At 52.9% G+C, this 21583-nt stretch carries 18 protein-coding genes; 13 read left to right on the plus strand and 5 right to left on the minus strand.

The features are described from left to right. Nucleotides 1–23 precede the first annotated feature (23 nt). From tsaD to Q9J32_RS04820, 4 genes are all read right to left on the minus strand, one after another. Nucleotides 24–1088 (minus strand): tRNA (adenosine(37)-N6)-threonylcarbamoyltransferase complex transferase subunit TsaD, encoded by a 1065-nt coding sequence (gene tsaD, locus Q9J32_RS04805; RefSeq protein WP_301884132.1) that lies wholly within the window; start codon nt 1086–1088, stop codon nt 24–26. A gap of 115 nt (nt 1089–1203) precedes the next feature. Further along, complete coding sequence (ccsB, locus tag Q9J32_RS04810) at nt 1204–2391, minus strand: c-type cytochrome biogenesis protein CcsB (RefSeq protein WP_301884134.1); 1188 nt, start codon at nt 2389–2391, stop codon at nt 1204–1206. Then, nucleotides 2384–4336, minus strand: coding sequence for a cytochrome c biogenesis protein ResB (locus tag Q9J32_RS04815; RefSeq protein WP_301884172.1), 1953 nt, complete (start codon nt 4334–4336; stop codon nt 2384–2386). The genes ccsB and Q9J32_RS04815 overlap by 8 nt, the downstream gene beginning before the upstream one ends. Nucleotides 4337–4598: 262 nt before the next feature. Beyond that, nucleotides 4599–5222, minus strand: coding sequence for a c-type cytochrome (locus tag Q9J32_RS04820; RefSeq protein WP_301884135.1), 624 nt, complete (start codon nt 5220–5222; stop codon nt 4599–4601). Between the two features lie 205 nt (nt 5223–5427). On the opposite strand from Q9J32_RS04820, the gene yihA reads away from it, so the two are divergent. Then, on the plus strand, nt 5428–6057 hold the full coding sequence (yihA, locus tag Q9J32_RS04825) for a ribosome biogenesis GTP-binding protein YihA/YsxC (protein WP_107819769.1): 630 nt from the start codon (nt 5428–5430) through the stop codon (nt 6055–6057). A gap of 120 nt (nt 6058–6177) precedes the next feature. On the opposite strand, the gene Q9J32_RS04830 is transcribed toward yihA, so the two are convergent. Next, nucleotides 6178–8574, minus strand: a complete 2397-nt coding sequence (locus tag Q9J32_RS04830) for a penicillin-binding protein 1A (RefSeq protein WP_118792053.1) — start codon at nt 8572–8574, stop codon at nt 6178–6180. A 150-nt stretch (nt 8575–8724) separates the two neighbouring features. Here Q9J32_RS04830 and pilM point away from each other — a divergent pair, with 150 nt between their 5' ends. From pilM to Q9J32_RS04890, 12 genes are all read left to right on the plus strand, one after another. Continuing rightward, nucleotides 8725–9840 carry a type IV pilus biogenesis protein PilM gene (gene pilM, locus Q9J32_RS04835; protein WP_301884138.1) on the plus strand — a complete coding sequence of 372 codons (1116 nt, stop codon included), beginning with the start codon at nt 8725–8727 and terminating at the stop codon, nt 9838–9840. Between the two features lie 2 nt (nt 9841–9842). After that, complete coding sequence (locus Q9J32_RS04840; protein ID WP_107819766.1) at nt 9843–10442, plus strand: PilN domain-containing protein; 600 nt, start codon at nt 9843–9845, stop codon at nt 10440–10442. Beyond that, a complete protein-coding gene (locus Q9J32_RS04845; protein ID WP_301884141.1) occupies nt 10443–11105 on the plus strand; it encodes a type IV pilus inner membrane component PilO in 663 nt (220 codons plus the stop codon). A gap of 17 nt (nt 11106–11122) precedes the next feature. Beyond that, nucleotides 11123–11668: a pilus assembly protein PilP gene (locus tag Q9J32_RS04850; protein ID WP_301884143.1), complete on the plus strand. Its 546-nt coding sequence runs from the start codon at nt 11123–11125 to the stop codon at nt 11666–11668. A 17-nt stretch (nt 11669–11685) separates the two neighbouring features. Beyond that, entirely contained in the window at nt 11686–13863 is a 2178-nt protein-coding gene (locus Q9J32_RS04855) for a type IV pilus secretin PilQ (RefSeq protein ID WP_301884146.1), read from the plus strand. A gap of 638 nt (nt 13864–14501) precedes the next feature. Then, complete coding sequence (locus tag Q9J32_RS04860; RefSeq protein ID WP_301884148.1) at nt 14502–15014, plus strand: shikimate kinase; 513 nt, start codon at nt 14502–14504, stop codon at nt 15012–15014. A gap of 10 nt (nt 15015–15024) precedes the next feature. After that, entirely contained in the window at nt 15025–16104 is a 1080-nt protein-coding gene (gene aroB, locus Q9J32_RS04865; RefSeq protein WP_301884151.1) for a 3-dehydroquinate synthase, read from the plus strand. 512 nt (nt 16105–16616) lie between these two features. Next, complete coding sequence (locus Q9J32_RS04870) at nt 16617–17459, plus strand: class II glutamine amidotransferase (protein ID WP_301884153.1); 843 nt, start codon at nt 16617–16619, stop codon at nt 17457–17459. 28 nt (nt 17460–17487) lie between these two features. After that, nucleotides 17488–17949, plus strand: coding sequence for a transcriptional regulator NrdR (locus Q9J32_RS04875; RefSeq protein WP_301884155.1), 462 nt, complete (start codon nt 17488–17490; stop codon nt 17947–17949). A gap of 32 nt (nt 17950–17981) precedes the next feature. After that, on the plus strand, nt 17982–19091 hold the full coding sequence (gene ribD / locus Q9J32_RS04880; RefSeq protein ID WP_301884157.1) for a bifunctional diaminohydroxyphosphoribosylaminopyrimidine deaminase/5-amino-6-(5-phosphoribosylamino)uracil reductase RibD: 1110 nt from the start codon (nt 17982–17984) through the stop codon (nt 19089–19091). Between the two features lie 194 nt (nt 19092–19285). Then, complete coding sequence (locus Q9J32_RS04885) at nt 19286–20731, plus strand: lipopolysaccharide biosynthesis protein (protein WP_301884159.1); 1446 nt, start codon at nt 19286–19288, stop codon at nt 20729–20731. A gap of 218 nt (nt 20732–20949) precedes the next feature. Beyond that, the coding region (locus Q9J32_RS04890) for a glycosyltransferase family protein (protein ID WP_369415174.1) at nt 20950–21583 on the plus strand (634 nt) is incomplete at its 3' end.

A 21583-nucleotide genomic window follows, 5' to 3' on the forward strand; every position in this document is an offset into this window, starting at 1 on the left:
GAACGATTTCAGACGGCATTTTGTCATTTGACGATTTCCGACAGCGGCCAACGCGGGCGTACATTAAATGCACCGACCTCCCTGCCCTTGCCCAGGTGCATCGCACCTGCAAAGGCAATCATGGCACCGTTGTCCGTGCAGTATGCCATCGGCGGGAAAAACACGCTGACTTTTTCGGACGGATGTTTCGGCTTGCCTTTGGGGGTCGGGATTTGCACCGTCATGTTGCCGAAAGTTTCGCGGAGTTTGCGGTTTGCACCGACTCCGCCGGCGACCACTACGGTTCTGAACCCTGTCTGCAACAGGGCTTTTTTCACTTTTGCCTCCAACACATCTACCACCGCATCTTGAAACGCACGGCAAATATCGTTGCGGGTTTGCTCGGGTATGGTTTCCGAACCGTTTGCCTCACGCACTTTTTCAACAGCAGTCAAAACAGCGGTTTTCAAACCCGAAAAACTCATCTGCAAATCGTCGGAATGAATCATCGGGCGTGGGAAAATAAAGGCATCGGGACTGCCCGATTTGGCAAGTTCGGAAAGCTTTGCGCCGCCCGGATACGGCAATCCGAGCAATTTTGCCGTTTTATCGAATGCCTCGCCCGCCGCATCATCGACGCTCTCGCCCAAAAGCTCGTAGTCGCCTATGCCCCTGACCGCCATAATCTGCGTATGCCCGCCCGAAACCAACAGCGCGACAAAAGGAAAGTCGGGTTTTTCCTCCGCCAACAGCGGCGACAGCAGATGTCCTTCCAAATGATGGACGGGAATGACAGGCTTGTCCAATGCCAAAGCCAGCGCGTTGGCATAGCTCGAACCCGCCAGCAGTGCGCCGCCCAAACCGGGGCCTTGGGTAAAGGCAACTGCGTCAATGTCGCCATACGATGCGCCCGCCTGCGCCAAACAGCCTTCAGTCAACGGAACAAGGCGGCGGATATGGTCGCGGCTTGCCAATTCCGGCACGACCCCGCCGTATTCCGCGTGCATTGCCATTTGAGTGTGCAGGCAGTGCGCCAGCAATCCTCGTTCCGTATCGTAAAGTGCAACGCCGGTTTCGTCGCAAGAAGATTCGATTCCTAATACCAACATGGTCTGATGCCGTTAAAAACTGAAAAACGTATTTTAGCGGATTTCGGCACGACTGCCGTATCCCAAAAACGGAACATGCCGTCTGAAACCCTTCAGACGGCATGTTCTGCCTGATTCAAAGCGTTCCGTAAGAATGCAGCCCGCTCAAAAACATATTCACGCCGATAAAGGCAAATGCGGTTACGAACAAACCGATAATCGCCCACCACGCCAGCACTTTGCCGCGCCAACCTGCCACCAGCCGCAAGTGCAGCCAAACGGCGTAATTGAGCCAGACGATGAACGCCCACGTCTCTTTCGGATCCCAACTCCAATAGCGTCCCCAAGCGTCCGCCGCCCACAACGCGCCCAAAATAGTGGCAATGGTAAAGAACAGAAAGCCGACGGCAATCGCCTTATACATCACCTCGTCAATCAATGCCGACGGCGGCAGCCACGATTTCCCGCCCTTCTCTTCCGTACGCAGGGAAAACAGCTCGGCAATGCCCAGCATCGCGGAAATGCAAAATGCGCCGTAACCGATAAAGTTTGCCGGAACATGTATCTTCATCCACCACGACTGCAGGGCGGGAATCAGAGGCTGGATGGTATGCGCCTCACGCGACACGCTGTACCACAACACAAATCCAACCACGACCGCCATAAAGCCGAACACGAAGCCGCCCAATTTCTGCACGGCAAATTTACCCTCGTAATACAGATACATCAGCGCGGTAATGACCAGAAACAGGATGAAGACTTCATAAAGGTTGGACACGGGGATATGCCCTGCATCGGGACGGAGCAGATAGCTTTCGTGCCAACGTACCAGCAGACCGGTAAAGCCTGCTACGGCAGACACCCATGCAAACACGGTTCCCATACCCAACAGCGTGTTGGTCGGCACATTTTTTACTCTTGCCAAAACCGCGCCCGAAATATAGGCAAACAAAGCGAAAAAGACGAATGCGCACTGCCACATAATCACCGATTGGCTACTGAGGAAATACCGCAACAGGAAAATCTCTGCCGATTTGATGTCGCCTCCGTACAAACCGACGGCAGCATAAGCAAACAATATGCACAGTGGCACAAACCAGCGCATCGGTTTGAAAAACCAACCCAAAAACACGGCAATACCGGCACTCGCCCACAACATGACCGTTTCGTAAATGTCCATATGCATACCGGAACGGGTCTGTACGAAAACCGTACCCGCAAAAACCAGCGCGGCAAACACCCAATCCCAGATATTCAAATTACGGATAAAAGACTTTCGGACCAGCAGTTCGTGTTCAGGAAGGGTTTTATAGTGTTCAGTCATGATTCAAGTCCTTGCCGAGCCGTTGCAGACTCTCGACATGTTTTGGAAATTCCTTCTGCAAATCCCGTTCACTGCGGGCCGAAGACATGGCAAAACGGATTTTGCCGTCTGAAAACAATACCCACGCCCGTTTTTCGCGCACATAAAACATAAATACCGTACCCAAAACCAACAATACCGAGCCGAGATAGACCAAAAGCGCACCCGGCGAACGGGTCATCTGCAAACCTGAGGAACGCACTTCCGAAAACCCGTCAAGTTGCAGCAGCATAGGGGCGGGATATTCCGTCAGCCCCGTATAGGCATCCATACTGTGCAGCAGGAAACGGTTCCGCGCTTCATCCTGCCGCCATTCGGGTAAGCCGTACCGGCGTATGGCCTCATCCAAAGCGGCGTTCATCACGCCGTAAAGCATTTCGTAGAAATAGCCCTGCATCTTATCCTGCTGCTCTTTCGGGATATTGGACGTAATAAATTCGTCCAATCCCAAATAGCCTTTTTGTGCAAAGATGTTCAGCGTGTTTTCCGCCGCCAGCATGAATTGTTCGCGGATTTCGGCAGGTGCGTCTTTGGTTGCGTCGGCAACCAGACGTTTGCGCCCTTCCCCATCTTTCAAAAACTCACGCAATGCCATAAAGGTGTCCGCTTTCAACTGCTTATCCAAAGGAATACGCAGCCAGCGGTATTGCTGCTGCAAGCCGCTGCGCGTGCCGGTAATCCAAAAATAATCTTTGTCCTGCAAAACCGGCAGCATATAGTTTTTATATTCGACCGCCTGCCCTGCCGCATTACGGATGCGGTACACGATGGAAGGGCCGATATTGGTGTATTTCTTACCCTCCTGTGTAACGGCGCGGACATCGTTCAGCGTGGATTTCAAGCTTTTTTCCCGTTCCGCGCCCTCGCTCATGTCCTCCACATTCATAGAGGTAAACTGATCGAACTCAAGACGATATTTGTGTTTGCCAATTTCCAACGGAAACTGCCGCATGGATGTTGCCTTCAACACGACAGGTTCGCGCGAAGCATCACCCAAATTCCACGCCTTGAATGTCAAATCCGAACCGCCGTCGGCAAAACTCGCCTGATAAATCGTGATGCCGTGCAAGGTCAGCGGATGATTGACCCGTATGGTCCGCTCGAGTTTCTCACCGGTTGCCTTGTCCGTTACTTCAATATCGCTGGCGAAATCACGCGGCATACCGGTATTGTAAAAGTCGATATGAAATTTTTTCAGTTTGACTTCAAAAGGTAAGTCCTGAACCAACATCCCGTTGTCGGCATTCAGGAAAACCACATCCGCACTTTGCCCTTCGGAAATATTGACGTTGCCCCTAAATGAGAGATTGGACGCACCCAAAATACTTTCGGGCTTGAAATCCTTGGCATAAACCGCCTGATTGTCCGGAACAATCCGACCGGTCAGCATACCCAGTTTCAACAGCAGGTTACTGTCTATCAGCCCGCCCAGGCAAATGACAATCAAAGCAATATGGGCAAAGATATAGCCCCATTTGTTCATCGTGCCTTTTTTGGCGGCAATCAGAACCGACCCGTCCTCACGGCTGACGGTTTTTCCCTGAAAACCCTGCACCTCCAGATAACGTTTGGCAACTTCGGGGGCAATTTTTACATCCAACAGCGAAGAATGGCGCATCGCCGCCAGAGATTTTTCTTTAACCTTTTCCCGAAAAGACTTCATTTCGCGCCAGAACGGCGGCACATTGCGAATCAGGCACAAACTGGTCGAGATGACCAAAAAGAGCATAATGACAACGAACCATGCCGAAGCATAGACATCATACAGTCCCAGAAAACCAAAAATCTGCGCCCAAAACGGACCGAATTTGACCAAATAATCCGTTTGCACCTGATTTTGCTGCAAAACCGTGCCGATAACCGACGCAATACCCAACAGGCTGAGCAGGGCGACGGCAAAACGCATCGAACTGAAAAAAGCGAACCACTGACGGGGCAGGGGCGGTGTGGGTTTACGGGGTTTACTCATCTTGTGTTTATTCCGCCATCAGGAATATGGGCAGGTAAAAGGCAAGGTTTGGATTCTACTGTCCCGGCACTTGTTATTTCAAGGCGGTTCGGGCCACCCGCACCAACCATAACGGGTGCGATTGAAAAAACTTATCGCAGAATTGTCTGAAGCCGTCTGAAAACTTTTCAGACGGCCTCTAAAACAGACTATTGCGGAATTAACGCAAACCTTGGATAAAGTTGGCAACCGCTTTCAAATCTTCTTCAGACATACGGTTTGCAATATCCGCCATAATGGCATTTTTGCGCTGACCGGACTTGTAGGCATTCATCTGTTCGACAATATATGCCTGATGCTGACCGCCCAAACGCGGATAAGCCTGAATCTCGCTTCCGCCGCCCGGCATACCCGCACCGCTCGGACCGTGGCAGGACATACACGCCGGCACTTTTTTATCGCTCAAACCGCCGCGATAGATTTTCGCACCCAATTCGGGATTTTCTTTCGGATTCGTCTCGCCCGATTTCGGCTGCTGTTTGGCATAGAACGCGGATACGTTCAAAATATCCTGATCGCTCAAATTCATTACCATCGGTTTCATCACAGCTGCCGAACCGTGGGTGCGTTTGCCGTCACGGATGCCGATGGTTTGATGATAGATGTAAGCAGTATGCTGTGCCGCCAAACGCGGATACATCGCAATGCCGCTGTTACCGTCTGCTGCATGGCAAGCCGCACAAACCGTTGCGGCAACCTGTTTGCCTTTTTCCACGTCCGCTTTGGGAGATGCGGAAACCGCACCGGCAGCCAAAACAAAGGCCAATAAAGTCAATCGTTTCATGGAGTGCTCCTGATTACAGCATTGGATAACGCAACAATGCTCTTTTTATATTCAAATACGGGATTTTTGACCCGATTAAAACCGATGATTCTGCAAACGTGATATTCTATACTAAATTTACATTAAATTACTACTGTGTTTCACATAAAACCAACCGCATATTTTGCTGTCGGACAAACGGCGGCGGAAAAACAAGGATATGCCCATGAACCTTTTTCAAAACGCCAAATTCTTCACGACGGTAAACCATCTCAAAGACCTGCCGGACACATCGCTCGAAATTGCCTTTGTCGGCAGGAGCAATGCCGGAAAATCCAGTGCCATCAATACCCTGACCAACCATGTCCGTCTTGCCTACGTTTCAAAAACACCGGGACGGACGCAGCATATCAACTTTTTCGAGCTGCAAAACGGCAATTTTATGGTCGATTTGCCCGGCTACGGTTATGCCCAAGTCCCCGAAGCGGTACGCGCACATTGGGTCAATCTGCTCGGCGACTACCTCCGCCATCGGAAACAGCTTATCGGTCTGATTCTGATTATGGATGCCCGCCATCCTTTAAAAGAACTCGACATCCGTATGCTGGACTTTTTCCACACGACCGGCAGACCGGTTCACATCCTTCTGTCAAAAGCCGACAAATTATCCAAAAACGAACAGATAAAAACCCTGTCCCAAGTCAAAAAACTGCTCAAACCTTATTCCGACAGGCAAAACATCAGCGTACAGCTGTTTTCCAGCCTGAAAAAACAAGGTATTGACGAGACCAACCGAACTGTCGGAAGCTGGTTTGACGCAGCAGATGCCGCCGCTTCCTCTCCAGAGGAAAACTGACCCCAATTATACGGAAACCGTATTTCCCCCACTTGACCGACCGCAAACATTTAAAAAATTGCCACTGCCAAATCTAAAATGCCGTCTGAAAGACTTTTCAGACGGCATTTTGCGGAGTCTTTAAAACAGAGAATCCAACTGCTGCTGTTTGGAATCCGTATTGCTCGGAAGCACCGGCGTTTCCTGTACGTCCTGACGCGTTTCGTCAGACCTTCCCTGCTGTTCTTTTTCTACTGCCGCTTCATCATCTTCTTTTGCCCGTCGGGAAGGTTGCGGCGCAATACCGCTGTTGTCCAGCATCAAGCCTGGATCGGTTACCATACGTTCTTTCATATAGTATTCGCCATTGCTGCTGACCACACCTTCAGGCATTTTCATCCCTTTGCCCTGCTTTCCTTTCAACGCAAAACGCATATAGTCCACCCAAACCGGCACTGCAATCGTACCGCCGTAGCCGGCACGCCCCATACTCTTAGGTTTGTCGAAGCCGATATATACGGCAGTAACCACATCGGGATTAAACCCGACAAACCACGCATCCTTATTGTCATTGGTCGTACCCGTTTTACCGGCAATATCCGTTCTTCCCAACGCAGCTGCCCCCCTTGCCGTACCGACACGGATCACATCCTGCATAATCTTATACATAATATAGGCATTGCGCGGATCGATTGCCTGAGGCGCATTTTGCCCGGCCACCAAAGGTTGCATTTGGGCACGCAACCTGCCGTCTCTGTCATAAATCTTATCGATCACGTGCGAAGAAACCCTATATCCGCCGTTCGCAAATACGCTATATGCCTCCGCTATCCTCAACGGCGTCGTCTCGCCCGTACCTAAAGCCATAGACAGGCTGACAGGCAGCTCGGACGGTCTGAAGCCGAAACGCCGGATATACTGTTGCGCGTAACCGACACCGATAGACATCAAAATACGGATGGAAACCATATTCTTGGAAGCTGTCAGAGCCTGCCTTAAAGTGATATATCCCGAATATCTGCCGTCTGAATTTTTAGGTGTCCAAACCGAACCGTTCGGCCCTTTCCCCGGCAGGGAAATCGGCGCATCGTTAACCATTGTGGACGCGGTCATACCCTTAGATAATGCCGCCGAATAGACAAACGGCTTAAAGGTCGAACCCGGCTGCCGCATTGCCTGAACGGCACGGTTGAATGTTTTGCTGTGAAAATCATAACCGCCGACCAGCGCGCGCACCGCCCCGGTTTTCGCATCCAGCGAAACCAAAGCACCTTGCAGGAGCGGCTCTTGAACCACCGCCCAACGCCCGCCATTGTTTTTGACACGGATGACCGCGCCCCTGCGGATACGGTCCTCACCCATTTTCTCATTATCGACCGCGCGGGCCGCAAAACCCAAGGCACGCCTGTCAAGCGTAACCCGCCTGCCGCCGGGAAGCTGTATGACGACATTTTTCTTTTTAGTAACATCCAACACAACGGCGGGAATCATTTTATCGACGGTATAGAGTCCCGACAGATACTGGCTGACAGTCTCCTCGACATCTTCACTCTTACTCAAATCGATATAGTTTTCCGCACCGCGGTAGCTGCTGCCGCGATCGAAATTCCGTAGAGCCTTGCGCAATGCCTCAGTTGCCACCTTCTGATGATCGGTGCGGACCGTGGTATAAACCTTAAAACCCTGCGTATAGGCATCTTCACCATATTTCTCATACAGTTCCTGACGCACCATTTCCGCCACATATAAAGCACTCTGATCGATTTTCTGAACAAACCGCTCGTAATGCAGCTCCTCATTTAACGCCTGATCGCGCTGTTGCACGGTAATCATCTTCTCCTCGAGCATATTGTTCAAAATATACTTCTGGCGCAACTTGGCACGTTCCGGATTAACAATCGGATTATAGGCGGACGGAGCCTTGGGCAGTCCCGCAAGCATGGCGGCTTCCGCCAAAGTCAAATCTTGGACATTCTTATTGAAATAGATTTGCGCGGCAGATGCAAAACCATAGGCGCGCTGACCGAGGTAAATCTGATTGAAATACAACTCGAGGATTTTGTCTTTGCTTAAAGACTGCTCGATCTTATAGGCAAGCAACGCCTCATTGAATTTGCGTGTGAACGTTTTTTCACTGCTCAAATAAAAATTTTTCGCCACCTGCTGTGTAATCGTACTCGCACCCGACTGCACGCTGCCGGACACGACATTGCCGACGGCAGCGCGGGCAACACCCCAAACATCCACCCCCCAATGCCGGTAAAAGCGTTTGTCCTCGGCGGCGATAACCGCATTCCGCAACACCTCGGGGAAATCGCCGATTTTTGTAAATTCGCGCCGCTGCTCCCCATACATACCGATGACTTCTCCATCCGCCGAATAAATAGTCAACGGCATTTTAGGCTGGTAATGCTGCAAAGAATCCAAAGACGGCAGTTTCGGATACGTTACCAAAATAGCAATGGCAACCAGCCCCACTCCAAATACACATAATCCCAAAACCAAACCAAAACAGGTAGTTATAATCTTTTTAATCATAGCTGAATGATAATTTACCATTATCGGTATTAAATAAAGTAAAATAGCAGCCGATTTCTACAAAGCACAGTTTCAACGTGTAAAAAACAAGAAATCCATTACGGATACCGAAACGGTTACTCACTGTACAAATAAAGTAGGAACTTCATCATGCGCTTGTTTAACAGCTTGAAAAACCCTAAAAAAACAGATGCCAAGCCCCAAAAGAAATCCTCAGGGCTCAATAACCGCACGGCAATCGGCGTCGACATCGACCAACATTCCATCAAAATGGTCCAATTGTCAGGACGTAGTTTAAACCAAATCCAATTGGAAAAATACATTATTGTCAAACTGCCGAAAAATATTGTCCAAGGCAACAAAGTTCAAAATTACGATCAACTTGTTACATATTTGCAACAAGCCTATGCCGAACTGGGTGCTTCATGCAAAAACATCATCGCATCCGTCCCACAAAATCTGACAACCATCGAACAATTGACCTACACCGCCAAAGATGCGGAATTGGATCTGCAGGGGTTCGTGGAGTCCTCCATCTCCGAAGTCAGCTCGATATCGCTCGAAGAAGCCAATTACGACTATCAGGTCTTGTCCCAATCGGCCGCCGGCGAAGCTGTTTTGGCCGTCGCATCGAGAAAGGATGAAATCGAACCCCTGATTGACGCATTCAACGCCGCCGGTATGAAATTATCCGCGCTTGATGTGGACATTTTCGGGCAATACAACGCCTACGCGCTGTGGATAAACCATTTCGCCCCCGAACTTGCAGCCGAAAAAGTCGCCATTTTCGGCGTATATGCCGCACAAACCTACGCCTTGGTCATCCAAGACGGAAAAATCCTATACAAACAGGAAACCTCCGTCAGCGAAGAACAGCTCAACCAACTCATCCAGCGCACCTATCAGGTGACAGAAGAAAAAGCGGAAGAAATCATCAACTCCCCGCAAAAACCTTCCGATTACCAAGAAAGAGTGGCAGACCATTTCAACCAGCAGATTACCCAAGAAATACAAAGGGTTTTACAGTTTTATTACACCACGCAGACCGCAGACGATATGACCGACATCAAGCATATCCTGCTGACGGGGGAGGCGGTGCGCCAGGAAGGCATCGCCCAAACCGTCGCCTCTCAAACCAATGCGGATGTACAATGCGTCCATCCCGCGCGTTATTTTGCGGACAACCTCAAAACAGACGAACAACAATTCGAACTTGATGCGCCGACACTGACCAGGGCGTTCGGTTTGGCGGTACGGGGATTATAATTATGAACAATTTAATCAAAATCAACCTCCTCCCCTACAGGGAAGAGATGGACAAGCGCAAACAGCAGCAGTTTAAAATGCTGATGTACGGTGCCGTGCTGACGGGCGTTGCCGCCGTTGCGGCAACCTACCTGTTTATCGACAACATGATCAATAACCAGTCGGAAAGAAACACGCTGCTGGAAACCTCCATCGCACACTTGGATACCGAGCTGTCGGAAATACAAAAGCTCAAACAGGAAAAAGATGCCTTCCTGATTAAGAAAAACAAAATCGAGGAACTCCAGCTCAAACGCCTCCAAGCCGCAAAAATCCTCGACAGCCTGAATGAGGCCGTCCCCGAAAGCACCTACCTGACCTCGCTGGATGCCGTTACCGCCGACTCTTACCGGCTCAACGGCAGGACATCCAGCGACAACCGCGTTGCCGCCATGATGAGGGCGATGCCCAATACCGGCATATTCAAGCAACCCGAATTGTTAAGCATCAAGAAAAACAATTCGTATCAAGAATTTACCCTTCAGGCAACATTACAACCTATCGTAAAGGCGGCCGAATCCAAAGAGAATCCGGCTTCGGGAAATGCACAGGAGGCAAACTGAATGGCTTCTAAATCATCTAAAACCAACTTGGATCTCAACAATCTTCACCTGCTCAACCTTCCTGCCAAGCTTTTTATCGCCCTGCTGGTCGTTGCCGCCATGCTGGGGCTCGGTTATGCCGGATTGTTCAAAAGCCAGATGGAATCCCTTGAGGAATATGAAGCAAAAGAAACCGAACTGAAAAACACCTACAAACAGAAAAGTATCGACGCGGCCAGTTTGGACAACCTGAAAGAAGAGCTTGCCGCCATCCGATCCGCCTTCAACATTATGCTGAAACAGCTTCCGACCGATTCCGAAATTCCCAATCTGGTTCAAGAGCTTCATCAGGCAGGCTCAAGCAACGGCCTGCGCTTGGACAGCGTCATACCACAGCCGCCTGTTGACGACGGCCCGATACAAAGGCTGCCCTATTCCATTTCCATTACCGGAAACTACAATCAAATCAACCAGTTCACGCGCGATGTCGGCAGCCTTTCGCGGATTATCACCCTTGAATCGCTCAAAATCACCCAATCCTCCGAAAACGGAGGGGGGGCGGACGGCAAAAGCAACATCCTGAACCTCAGTGCCATTGCCACTACCTATAAGGCAAAATCCATTGAAGAACTTGCCGCACAACAGCAGGCTGCAGAAGCGGCACAAAATGCCGAACAAAAATAACTTATGTTAGGGAAACCATGAAATATTACGCCTTATTCATCAGCCTTGCCGCCCTATCCGCCTGTTCCCAAGATGCTGAAGACCTGAACGGGTGGATGGCTCAGACACAGCAGGAAGCCAAAGCAGGAATCATACCTTTCCAAGCGCCGACCCTGCCGGTCGCTCCGGTATACAGCCCCCCTCAGACGACAGGACCCAACGCTTTCGATTTCCACCGAATGGAAGCCGCCAAAAAAGGGGGTAACGCCCCCGACACCAAGCGCATTAAAGAAACGCTGGAAAAATTCAGCTTGGAAAACATACGCTATGTCGGCATTGTGAAGTCCGGTCAGAAAGTATCCGGCTTCGTTGAAGCCGACGGTTATGTCTACACAGTCGGCATCGGCAACTATTTGGGGCAAAATTACGGTAAAATCCAAAGCATTACCGACGACAACATCGTTTTGAACGAATTAATCGAAGACGGTACGGGCAACTGGGTTTCCCGCAGGGCGGAACTGCCTCTGAACGCTTCCGACAAAAACACCGAACAAGCGGCAGCACCCGCCGCAGAACAAAATTAAGAAGGGGATTAATCCATATGAATACCAAACTGACAAAAATCATTTCCGGCCTGTTTGTCGCAACCGCCGCCTTTCAGACGGCATCGGCAGGAAACATTACAGACATCAAAGTCTCCTCCCTGCCCAACAAACAGAAAATCGTCAAAGTCAGCTTTGACAAAGAAGTTGTCAACCCGACCGGCTTCATAACCTCCTCACCGGCCCGCATCGCCTTGGACTTTGAACAAACCGGCATTTCCATGGATCAACAGGTACTCGAGTATGCCGACCCTCTGTTGAGCAAAATCAGTGCCGCACAAAACAGCAGCCGTGCGCGTCTGGTTCTGAATCTGAACAAACCGGGCCAATACAATACCGAAGTACGCGGAAATGAAGTTTGGATTCTCATCAACGAATCGGACGATACCACATCCGCCCCCACCCGCCCCGCCGTAAAAGCCGCGCCTGCCGCACCGGCAAAACAACAGGCTGCCGCGCCGTTTACCGAGTCCGTAGTATCCGTATCCGCCCCGTTCAGCCCCGCAACACAACAAACGGCAGCTGTACAGGCAAAACAAACCAATATCGATTTCCGCAAAGACGGCAAAAATGCCGGCATTATCGAATTGGCGGCATTAGGCTTTGCCGGGCAGCCCGACATCAGCCAACAGCGCGACCACATCATCGTTACGCTGAAAAACCATACCCTGCCGACCGCGCTCCAACGCAGTTTGGATGTGTCAGACTTCAAAACACCGGTTCAAAAGGTTACGCTGAAACGCTTCAATAACGACACCCAGCTGATTATCACAACAGTCGGCAACTGGGAACTCGTCAACAAATCCGCCGCGCCCGGATACTTTACTTTCCAAGTCCTGCCGAAAAAACAAAACCTCGAGTCAGGCGGCGTGAACAATGCGCCCAAAACCTTCAAAGGCCGGAAAATCTCCCTTGACTTCCAAGATGTCGAAGTCCGCACCATCCTGCAGATTTTGGCAAAAGAATCCGGGATGAACATTGTTGCCAGCGATTCCGTCAACGGCAAAATGACCCTCTCCCTCAAAGACGTACCTTGGGATCAGGCTTTGGATTTGGTTATGCAGGCGCGCAACCTCGATATGCGCCAGCAAGGGAACATCGTCAACATCGCGCCCCGCGACGAGCTGCTTGCCAAAGACAAAGCCCTCTTGCAGGCAGAAAAAGATATTGCCGATCTGGGTGCGCTGTATTCCCAAAACTTCCAGTTGAAATACAAAAACGTAGAAGAATTCCGCAGCATCCTGCGTTTGGACAATGCCGACACGACCGGAAACCGCAACACGCTTATCAGCGGCAGGGGCAGCGTGCTGATCGATCCCGCCACCAACACCCTGATTGTTACCGACACCCGCAGCGTCATCGAAAAATTCCGCAAACTGATTGACGAATTGGACGTGCCCGCGCAACAAGTGATGATTGAGGCGCGTATCGTCGAAGCGGCAGACGGCTTCTCGCGCGATTTGGGCGTTAAGTTCGGCGCGACAGGCAAGAAAAAACTGAAAGATGCAGACCACGCATTCGGCTGGGGTGTGAACTCGGGTTTTGAAGGTGGCGACGGCAAATGGTCTGCCCAAACCAGCATCAACCTGCCGGTTGCCGCTGCCGCAAACAGCATTTCACTGGTGCGCGCGATTTCCTCCGGCGCGTTGAATTTGGAATTGTCCGCATCCGAGTCGCTTTCAAAAACCAAAACGCTTGCCAATCCGCGCGTACTGACCCAAAACCGGAAAGAAGCCAAAATCGAATCCGGTACGGAAATCCCCTTCCAAGACACTTCAAGTTCGGGCGGCAGCAGCAGCACGACCACAACCTTCAAAAAAGCCGTCTTGGGGCTGACCGTTACGCCGAACATCACGCCCGACGGGCAAATCATTATGACCGTCAAAATCAATAAAGACACGCCCGTCGACTGTACCGTGAAAGATGAGACGACCAAGTGTATCCAAACCAAAAACCTGAATACGCAGGCTATGGTTGAAAACGGCGGCACGTTGATTGTCGGCGGTATTTATGAAGAAGAGAACGGCAATACGCTGACCAAAGTCCCCCTGTTGGGCGACATCCCCGTTATCGGCAACCTCTTTAAAACACGTGGGGAAAGCACCAACCGCCGCGAACTGCTGATTTTCATTACCCCGAGAATTATGGATACGGCCGGCAACAGCCTGCGCTATTAATCGGTAAAAAAGGGCATATGTTTTACAGCATATGCCTTTTTTTATGATTATGCCGCGCCCGAAATGCCGCCATTCCCGCGAAAGCGGAAATCCAGTCCGTTCAGTTTCGGTCATTTCCGATAAATTCCTGTTACTTTTCATTTCTGGATTCCCACTTTTGTGGGAATGACGGAGGAAGAGATAAATCCTCGCAATCCAAAGCCTCGTCATTTCTACAAAAAACAGCAACCCGAAACACCCCGTCATTCCCGCGCAGGCGGGAATGACGGATTTTAGGTTGCTGTTCTTTGTTTTCTGTTTTTGCGGGAATCCGTTTTTTTGATCGGCTGTGTTTGAATATAGTATTAATAAACATATTATCTTCAATATATTCAATTGGATAATTGTTTACCTAAGCAAAGATAATTGCCTTTTCCTGACAAATAAGTGAAATCAACGGATTGTCAAAACACAGCCTGAAATAAAAAACCTCCCTGATTTCTTTTATTTTTCCTTAAAATCAGAAAGGTTCGGGATGGTCGGGTTATTTTTCCAAACGTACCGCCGCCCTGCCGATTTCGTATAAAATCCTGCCGTAACCCGACAAGCCCGAACCCTGCCGCCCCGAAAGGCGGGGTGTCAAACATTAAGGAACCGTGATGAAAAACTTTAACGACAAACTCATCCTCATCGGACTGATGGGCGCGGGCAAAACCACGCTGGGCCGGCAAATGGCGCAGCGGCTGGATTACCGTTTTTACGACAGCGATCACGAAATCGCCGCAGCCGCCGGCGTTCCCATCCCCACCATATTTGAAATGGAAGGCGAACAGGGATTCCGTTCGCGCGAAACCGCCATGCTCAAAAAGCTGGTTATCCTGCCCCATATCGTCCTGTCCACCGGCGGCGGCGCGGTGTTAAAAGAAGAAAACCGCGCCCTTATCCGCAAAAGCGGCACGGTCGTTTATCTGCACGCCCCGCCCGAAACCCTGCTCGAACGCACGCGCTGCGACAACAGCCGCCCTTTGCTGCAAGTTGCCGATCCTTTGGCGAAATTGCGCGAACTCTACGCCGCACGCGACCCGCTTTACAGGCAAACTGCCGACTTCACCGTCGAATCGGGAAACTGCCGGCAAACCATACAAACCCTGCTCAACCTTTTATCCGAATAAAAACCGACGCATGAAAACACTGACCGTACACACCCCGTCCCACAGCTACCCCATCTTTATCGGCAACGGGCTGCTGCCGCAGGCAGGAAGCCTGCTCAAACCGCATTTGGGCAAACGCGCCGCCATCATCACCAACGAAACCGTCGCCCCGCTCTACCTCGGCACGCTTCAGACGGCATTGGATGCGGCAGGCGTATCCCATTTCAGCATCATCCTGCCCGACGGCGAGGCGCACAAAAACTGGCAGACGCTCAACCTCATCTTTGACGGGCTGATGCAAAACCGCGCCGAACGCAAAACCACGCTCATCGCACTGGGCGGCGGCGTGATCGGCGATATGACGGGTTTTGCGGCGGCTACTTATCAACGCGGCGCGCCATTTGTTCAAATTCCCACTACTTTATTAAGTCAGGTCGATTCCTCCGTCGGCGGCAAAACCGCCATCAACCACCCGCTCGGCAAAAATATGATCGGCGCGTTTTACCAGCCGCAGGCGGTGCTTGCCGACTTGGACACGCTGCACACCCTGCCAGCCCGCGAATTGTCCGCCGGTATGGCGGAAGTCATCAAATACGGCGCGCTCGGCGACATCGGTTTTTTTGAATGGCTGGAACAGCATATGCCCGAACTGATGGCTCTCGAACGCGCGCCCCTCACCCAAGCCGTGTACCGCTGCTGCCAAATGAAGGCAGACATCGTCGCCCAAGACGAAACCGAACAGGGCATACGCGCATGGCTCAACCTCGGACACACCTTCGGACACGCCATTGAAACCGAGATGGGTTACGGCGTATGGCTGCACGGCGAGGCCGTTGCCGCCGGCTGCGTGTTGGCGGCGCGTTTGTCCGAACAACTGGGCAAAACCTCAGCCGCAGATACCGCACGGCTTGCCGCCCTGCTCGAAGCCGCCGGACTGCCGTCCGCACCGCCCGTGTTTGCCTTTGAAAAATGGCTGGAACACATGAGCCACGATAAAAAAGTCAGCGGCGGCGTGATGCGCTTTATCGGTCTGAACCGGCTGGGCGAAGCCAACATCACCGAAATTACCGACACGGACATCCTCCGCCGCACCCTGCAACCGTATCTCTGATTAGCCATACCGATGTGTTGCCGCGCGGGTTTGACGCACAATGATGACTTTCCATCATCATTCTCCGCAAAAGCAGGCATCCAGTTATCCCATATCGCAGGGATTTATCCGGAATAACAGCAACCCTGTCGCCGTCATTCCCGCGAAAGCGGGAATCCGGTCCGTTCAGTTTCGGTCATTTCCGATAAATTCCTGTTGCTTTTCATTTCTAGATTCCCACTTTCGTGGGAATGACGGCGGAAGGGTTTTGGTTTTTTCCAATAAATTCTTGAGGCATTGAAATTCCAGATTCCCGCCTGCGCGGGAATGACGGCTCAAAAGTTACGAAACGAAAAACAACCGAAACCGGACAAGTCGGATTCCCGTCTGCGCGGGAATGACGGAATATTAAGTTTCCGTCTTTGTTTTCTGTTTTCGCGGGAATAATGGGGAACAAGCCGTATTTCAGACGGCATTTTCAGTTCGGGGTATAATCCGAATACTTGCGACCATCTGAATCATTTGGACAAACTATGTGTCAACTGCTGGGCATGAACTGCAATACGCCGACCGATATTATGTTTTCCTTTGAAGGCTTCCGCTGCAGGGGCGGCATTACCGACCACCACGCCGACGGTTTCGGCATCGGCTTTTTTGAAGGCAAAGGCGTGCGCCTGTTCCACGACGACAAGCCGAGTGCCAATTCACCCGTCGCCGACCTCGTGCGCGCCTACCAGATTAAATCGGAAAACGTCGTCGCACACATCCGCAAAGCCTCGCAAGGTCAAACTTCGCTGGCGAACACCCATCCCTTTATGCGCGAAATGTGGGGCGGCTACTGGCTGTTTGCCCACAACGGGCATTTGGTCGATTTTTTCCCCGAACAGGGCGAATTTTTCCACCCCGTCGGCACAACCGATTCCGAACGCGCGTTCTGCCACATCCTCAACCGCCTGCGCACACGCTTTGCCGCCCGTCCCGACGACGACACGCTGTTTGACGCGATTGCGGGGCTGACGCACGAAATCCGCAAGTTCGGGCTGTTTAACTTCGTCTTGTCCGACGGCATTTCCCTGTTTGCCCACGCCAGCACACTGCTACACTACATCGTCCGCCAAGCCCCGTTCGGCAAGGCGCGCCTGCTCGACGACGACGTAATGGTCGATTTTGCCGAAGTAACCACGCCGGACGACCGCGTCGCCGTTATCGCCACCCTGCCGCTGACCCGCGATGAAACGTGGTCCCAACTTGCCGTGAACGAACTGGTCATGTTCCGCGAAGGCAACATCGTCCGGCACGACCGTCCCGAAAACCCCATCTATATGAGTGCCGAAGAAGGTCTGGAAATCGCCCGCGCCGCCGGCGTATCGGTTTGACGTTCAGACGGCATCAGGAAGAAACACCATGAAATGCCCGTTTTGCGCCCACCCCGACACCCGCGTTGCCGATTCCCGCCTGATGGAAGAACGCAACGCCGTGCGCCGCCGCCGTCAATGCCCCAGCTGCGGCAAACGCTTCGGCACACTCGAAACCGTCGAATTCAAAATGCCCTCAATCACCGGTCATGACAGAAAACGCCATCCTTTCGACAGAAGGAAGCTTCATGCCGACCTGACCGCCGCCGTCCGCAAATGCACCGGCCCAGAGCAAATCGACGAGATTGTCCGCCTGACGGAATACAGGCTGTACAATTCAGGTTTGCGCGACATATCCTCCACCGAACTGGCCGACATGGTGCTAAAAGAGCTGCTTGAGCACAACACGGAAGCCGCCGTCCGCTTCGCCGCCCTGCACAAACGCTTCGACAGCACGGAACATTTCGCCTCGTGGCTGGCGCAAGCCGTCAAAACAGGCGGCAAAACCTGATTCTCCCCAACCCATACTGATACGGTATCCCCATGTTTTCGGACACAGATACATCCATGATGCAAAAAGCCCTCGACCTTGCCGCTTTGGGGCGTTTTTCCACTTCGCCCAATCCGCGCGTCGGCTGCGTTATCGCACACGGCAGCCAAATTGTCGGGCAGGGCTTCCACGTCAAAGCGGGCGAACCCCATGCCGAAGTCCACGCCCTGCGTCAGGCGGGCGAAATGGCACAAGGCGCGACCGCCTTTGTTACCCTCGAACCGTGCAGCCATTACGGGCGTACCCCGCCCTGCGCCGAAGCTCTGCTCCGTTCCGGCATAACACGCGTCGTTGCCGCCATGCGCGACCCCAACCCGCTGGTTGCAGGCAAAGGGCTTGCCCTGCTCGAAGTAGCTGGCATCAAGACGGAATGCGGGCTGCTTGAAAACAAAGCACGCGAACTCAACCGGGGATTTTTATCGCGCATCGAACGCCGCCGCCCCTTCGTCCGCCTCAAATGCGCCGTTTCGCTGGACGGCAAAACCGCGCTTTCAGACGGCAGCAGCTTTTGGATTACCGGCGAAGAAGCGCGTGCCGACGTACAGGTTTTGCGCGCCGAAAGCTGCGCGGTGCTGACCGGCATCGGTACCGTATTGGCTGATAACCCATGGCTCAACGTCCGAGCCATCCCAACCCTGCGCCAACCCGCACGCATCGTGTTAGACAGCCGCCTGCGCCTGCCTCCGTACAGCCATTTGGTTACCGACGGACAATCTCCGACCTACATCGCCACCTTGGAACGCGATGAAGACAAACTCCGCCCCTATCGGGAACACGCACACATCCGCATCCTGATGCCGTCTGAAACGGCAGACGGCAAAATCGACCTTCACCACCTGATGCGCCTCCTTGCCGACGAAGGTTTCGGCGAAATCATGGTCGAAGCAGGTTCCGAACTCACATCCGCATTTTTGGCAGAAGATTTGGCGGACGAAATCGTGCTGTACCGCTCGCCCAAAATCCTCGGCAACGGCAAAGACCTGTTTTCCCTGCCCGAAAACCGCGCCGCCCTTTCCGCAACGCCCTTGTGGACACCCGTTTCAAGCGAAATCCTCGGACACGACATCAAAACCGTGTTCCGAAAAAACGGCAACGCCTTTTAAAGGGTTTGCGCCGTTTCACTATATAATAACGCCGATAAAAAACGGCCCCGTTCAGACCGCCGCCCGCCCGGAAAAGCGCAAACCGGACTGCCGCACCCCACCGGCAGCCGCGACGGACTGAAAGCCGTCAAATTCCGATAAAGAAAGGCTTCAGACGGCACAGGCAGAATCCCGCCGCCGTCCGGACATCAAAAATGGACACAAAAGAAATCCTCGGCTACGCGGCAGGCTCGATCGGCAGCGCGGTTTTAGCCGTCATCATCCTGCCGCTGCTGTCGTGGTATTTCCCCGCCGACGACATCGGGCGCATCGTGCTGATGCAGACGGCGGCAGGACTGGCGGTGTCGGTATTGTGCCTCGGGCTGGATCAGGCATACGTCCGCGAATACTATGCCGCCGACGACAAAGACACTTTGTTCAAAACCCTGTTCCTGCCGCCGCTGCTGTTTTCCGCCGCGATAGCCGCCCTGCTGCTTTCCCGTCCGGCCATGCCGTCTGAAATCCTGTTTTCGCTCGACGATACCGCCGCCGGCATCGGGCTGGTGCTGTTCGGACTGAGCTTCCTGCCCATCCGCTTTTTCTTACTGGTTTTGCGTATGGAAGGGCGCGCCCTTGCCTTTTCGTCCGCGCAACTCATGTCCAAGCTCGCCCTGCTGCTGCTGTTGCCGCTGACGGTCGGGCTGCTGCACTTTCCGGCGCGCACCGCCGTCCTGACCGCCGTTTACGCGCTGGCAAACCTTGCCGCCGCCGCCTTTTTGCTGTTTCAAAACCGATGCCGTCTGAAGGCCGTCCGGCGCGCACCGTTTTCATCCGCCGTCCTGCACCGGGGGCTGCGCTACGGCATACCGATCGCACTGGGCAGCATCGCCTATTGGGGGCTGGCATCCGCCGACCGCCTGTTCCTGAAAAAATATGCAGGCTTGGAACAGCTCGGCGTTTATTCGATGGGTATTTCGTTCGGCGGGGCGGCATTATTGTTCCAAAGCATCTTTTCAACGGTCTGGACACCGTATATTTTCCGCGCAATCGAAGCAAACGCCCCGCCAGCCCGCCTCTCGGCAACGGCAGAATCCGCCGCCGCCCTGCTTGCCGCCGCCGTCTGCCTGACCGGCATTTTCTCGCCCCTTGCCTCCCTCCTGCTGCCGGAAAACTACGCCGCCGTCAGGTTTATCGTCGTATCGTGCATGCTGCCGCCGCTGTTTTGCACGCTGGCGGAAATCAGCGGCATCGGTTTGAACGTCGTCCGCAAAACGCGCCCTATCGCGCTCGCCACCTTGGGCGCGCTGGCGGCAAACCTGCTGCTGCTGGGGCTTGCCGTACCGTCCGGCGGGGCGCGCGGCGCGGCGGTTGCCTGTGCCGCCTCATTCTGGCTGTTTTTTGTTTTCAAGACAGAAAGCTCCTGCCGCCTGTGGCAGCCGCTCAAACGCCTGCCGCTTTATACGCACACATTGCTCTGCCTGGCCTCCTCGGCGGCCTACACCTGCTTCGGCACACCGGCAAACTACCCCCTGTTTGCCGGCGTATGGGCGGCATATTTGGCAGGCTGTATCCTGCGCCACCGGAAAGATTTGCACAAACTGTTTCATTATTTGAAAAAACAAGGTTTCCCATTATGTTCCAACACACGGGACGACACATAAAGCACCGCCCTATGTGCCGTCCTGATCCGGAAGGGGTTACTGCATCCCTTTCGGCGAAGACGAAGCGTTTATCGAAGCCGTCGATACGCTCGTCAAGCAGCCCGAATTGCGCGAAAAAATGGGCAAAGCCCTGCACAAACACGTCGAAACCTTATGCTCCGACGAAAAAATCTACCGCACCACAATGGCTGCGTACAAAATGTGAGGCCTCTGAAAATATGAACATCACCATCGTCGCCCCTTATTGCTCGCTGCCGTCCGAGCCGCATTTCAACCGCTTTTGGTATCTGGCAGAACTGTTGTCGCAATCGCACGACGTATTGCTGATTACCAGCAACTTCAAGCACTACGACAAATCGTTCAGACGGCCCGAAGATGCCGAGGCAGCCTCGAAAGGCCGTCTGAAAGTGATGCTGCTGGAAGAGGGCGGCTATGGCAAAAACGTGTCTTTGAAGCGCGTGACCAGCCATCTCCGCTTCGTCAAACATTTTGAAAAATGGTTGGAAAACTGCCGTCCGGGCGGACAAGACGTTGTCTATTCCGCCTATCCGCTGATTGCCACCAACCTATTGCTGGGCAAACACAAAGCGCGTTTGGGCTACAAGCTGATTATCGACGTGCAGGACGTGTGGCCGGAGTCCTTCTCCTCGGTCGTACCGTTTTTGAAAAAAATCCCGCACAAGCTGCTGCCCTTTGCTTCACGCGCCAACCAAGCCTACCGCTACGCCGACGCACTCGTTGCCGTATCGCAGACTTATCTCGACCGCGCCAAAGAAGCCAATCCGGACGTACCCGGCGAAGCCGTCTATATCGGTACGGACTTTGCCGCCACCGCCCCCCCCCCCCCCCCCC

Source organism: Neisseria uirgultaei, assembly GCF_962719845.1.
Lineage (GTDB): Bacteria > Pseudomonadota > Gammaproteobacteria > Burkholderiales > Neisseriaceae > Neisseria > Neisseria bergeri.

Excerpts from the sequence above, each read along its gene's own strand:
- tsaD (WP_301884132.1), bottom strand. The coding sequence starts at position 1,088 with ATGTTGGTATTAGGAATCGAATCTTCTTGCGACGAAACCGGCGTTGCA.
- ccsB (WP_301884134.1), bottom strand. The coding sequence starts at position 2,391 with ATGACTGAACACTATAAAACCCTTCCTGAACACGAACTGCTGGTCCGA.
- Q9J32_RS04815 (WP_301884172.1), bottom strand. The coding sequence starts at position 4,336 with ATGCGTTTTGCCGTCGCCCTGCTCAGCCTGTTGGGTATTGCGTCGGTT.
- Q9J32_RS04820 (WP_301884135.1), bottom strand. The coding sequence starts at position 5,222 with ATGAAACGATTGACTTTATTGGCCTTTGTTTTGGCTGCCGGTGCGGTT.
- yihA (WP_107819769.1), top strand. The coding sequence starts at position 5,428 with ATGAACCTTTTTCAAAACGCCAAATTCTTCACGACGGTAAACCATCTC.
- Q9J32_RS04830 (WP_118792053.1), bottom strand. The coding sequence starts at position 8,574 with ATGATTAAAAAGATTATAACTACCTGTTTTGGTTTGGTTTTGGGATTA.
- pilM (WP_301884138.1), top strand. The coding sequence starts at position 8,725 with ATGCGCTTGTTTAACAGCTTGAAAAACCCTAAAAAAACAGATGCCAAG.
- Q9J32_RS04840 (WP_107819766.1), top strand. The coding sequence starts at position 9,843 with ATGAACAATTTAATCAAAATCAACCTCCTCCCCTACAGGGAAGAGATG.
- Q9J32_RS04845 (WP_301884141.1), top strand. The coding sequence starts at position 10,443 with ATGGCTTCTAAATCATCTAAAACCAACTTGGATCTCAACAATCTTCAC.
- Q9J32_RS04850 (WP_301884143.1), top strand. The coding sequence starts at position 11,123 with ATGAAATATTACGCCTTATTCATCAGCCTTGCCGCCCTATCCGCCTGT.
- Q9J32_RS04855 (WP_301884146.1), top strand. The coding sequence starts at position 11,686 with ATGAATACCAAACTGACAAAAATCATTTCCGGCCTGTTTGTCGCAACC.
- Q9J32_RS04860 (WP_301884148.1), top strand. The coding sequence starts at position 14,502 with ATGAAAAACTTTAACGACAAACTCATCCTCATCGGACTGATGGGCGCG.
- aroB (WP_301884151.1), top strand. The coding sequence starts at position 15,025 with ATGAAAACACTGACCGTACACACCCCGTCCCACAGCTACCCCATCTTT.
- Q9J32_RS04870 (WP_301884153.1), top strand. The coding sequence starts at position 16,617 with ATGTGTCAACTGCTGGGCATGAACTGCAATACGCCGACCGATATTATG.
- Q9J32_RS04875 (WP_301884155.1), top strand. The coding sequence starts at position 17,488 with ATGAAATGCCCGTTTTGCGCCCACCCCGACACCCGCGTTGCCGATTCC.
- ribD (WP_301884157.1), top strand. The coding sequence starts at position 17,982 with ATGTTTTCGGACACAGATACATCCATGATGCAAAAAGCCCTCGACCTT.
- Q9J32_RS04885 (WP_301884159.1), top strand. The coding sequence starts at position 19,286 with ATGGACACAAAAGAAATCCTCGGCTACGCGGCAGGCTCGATCGGCAGC.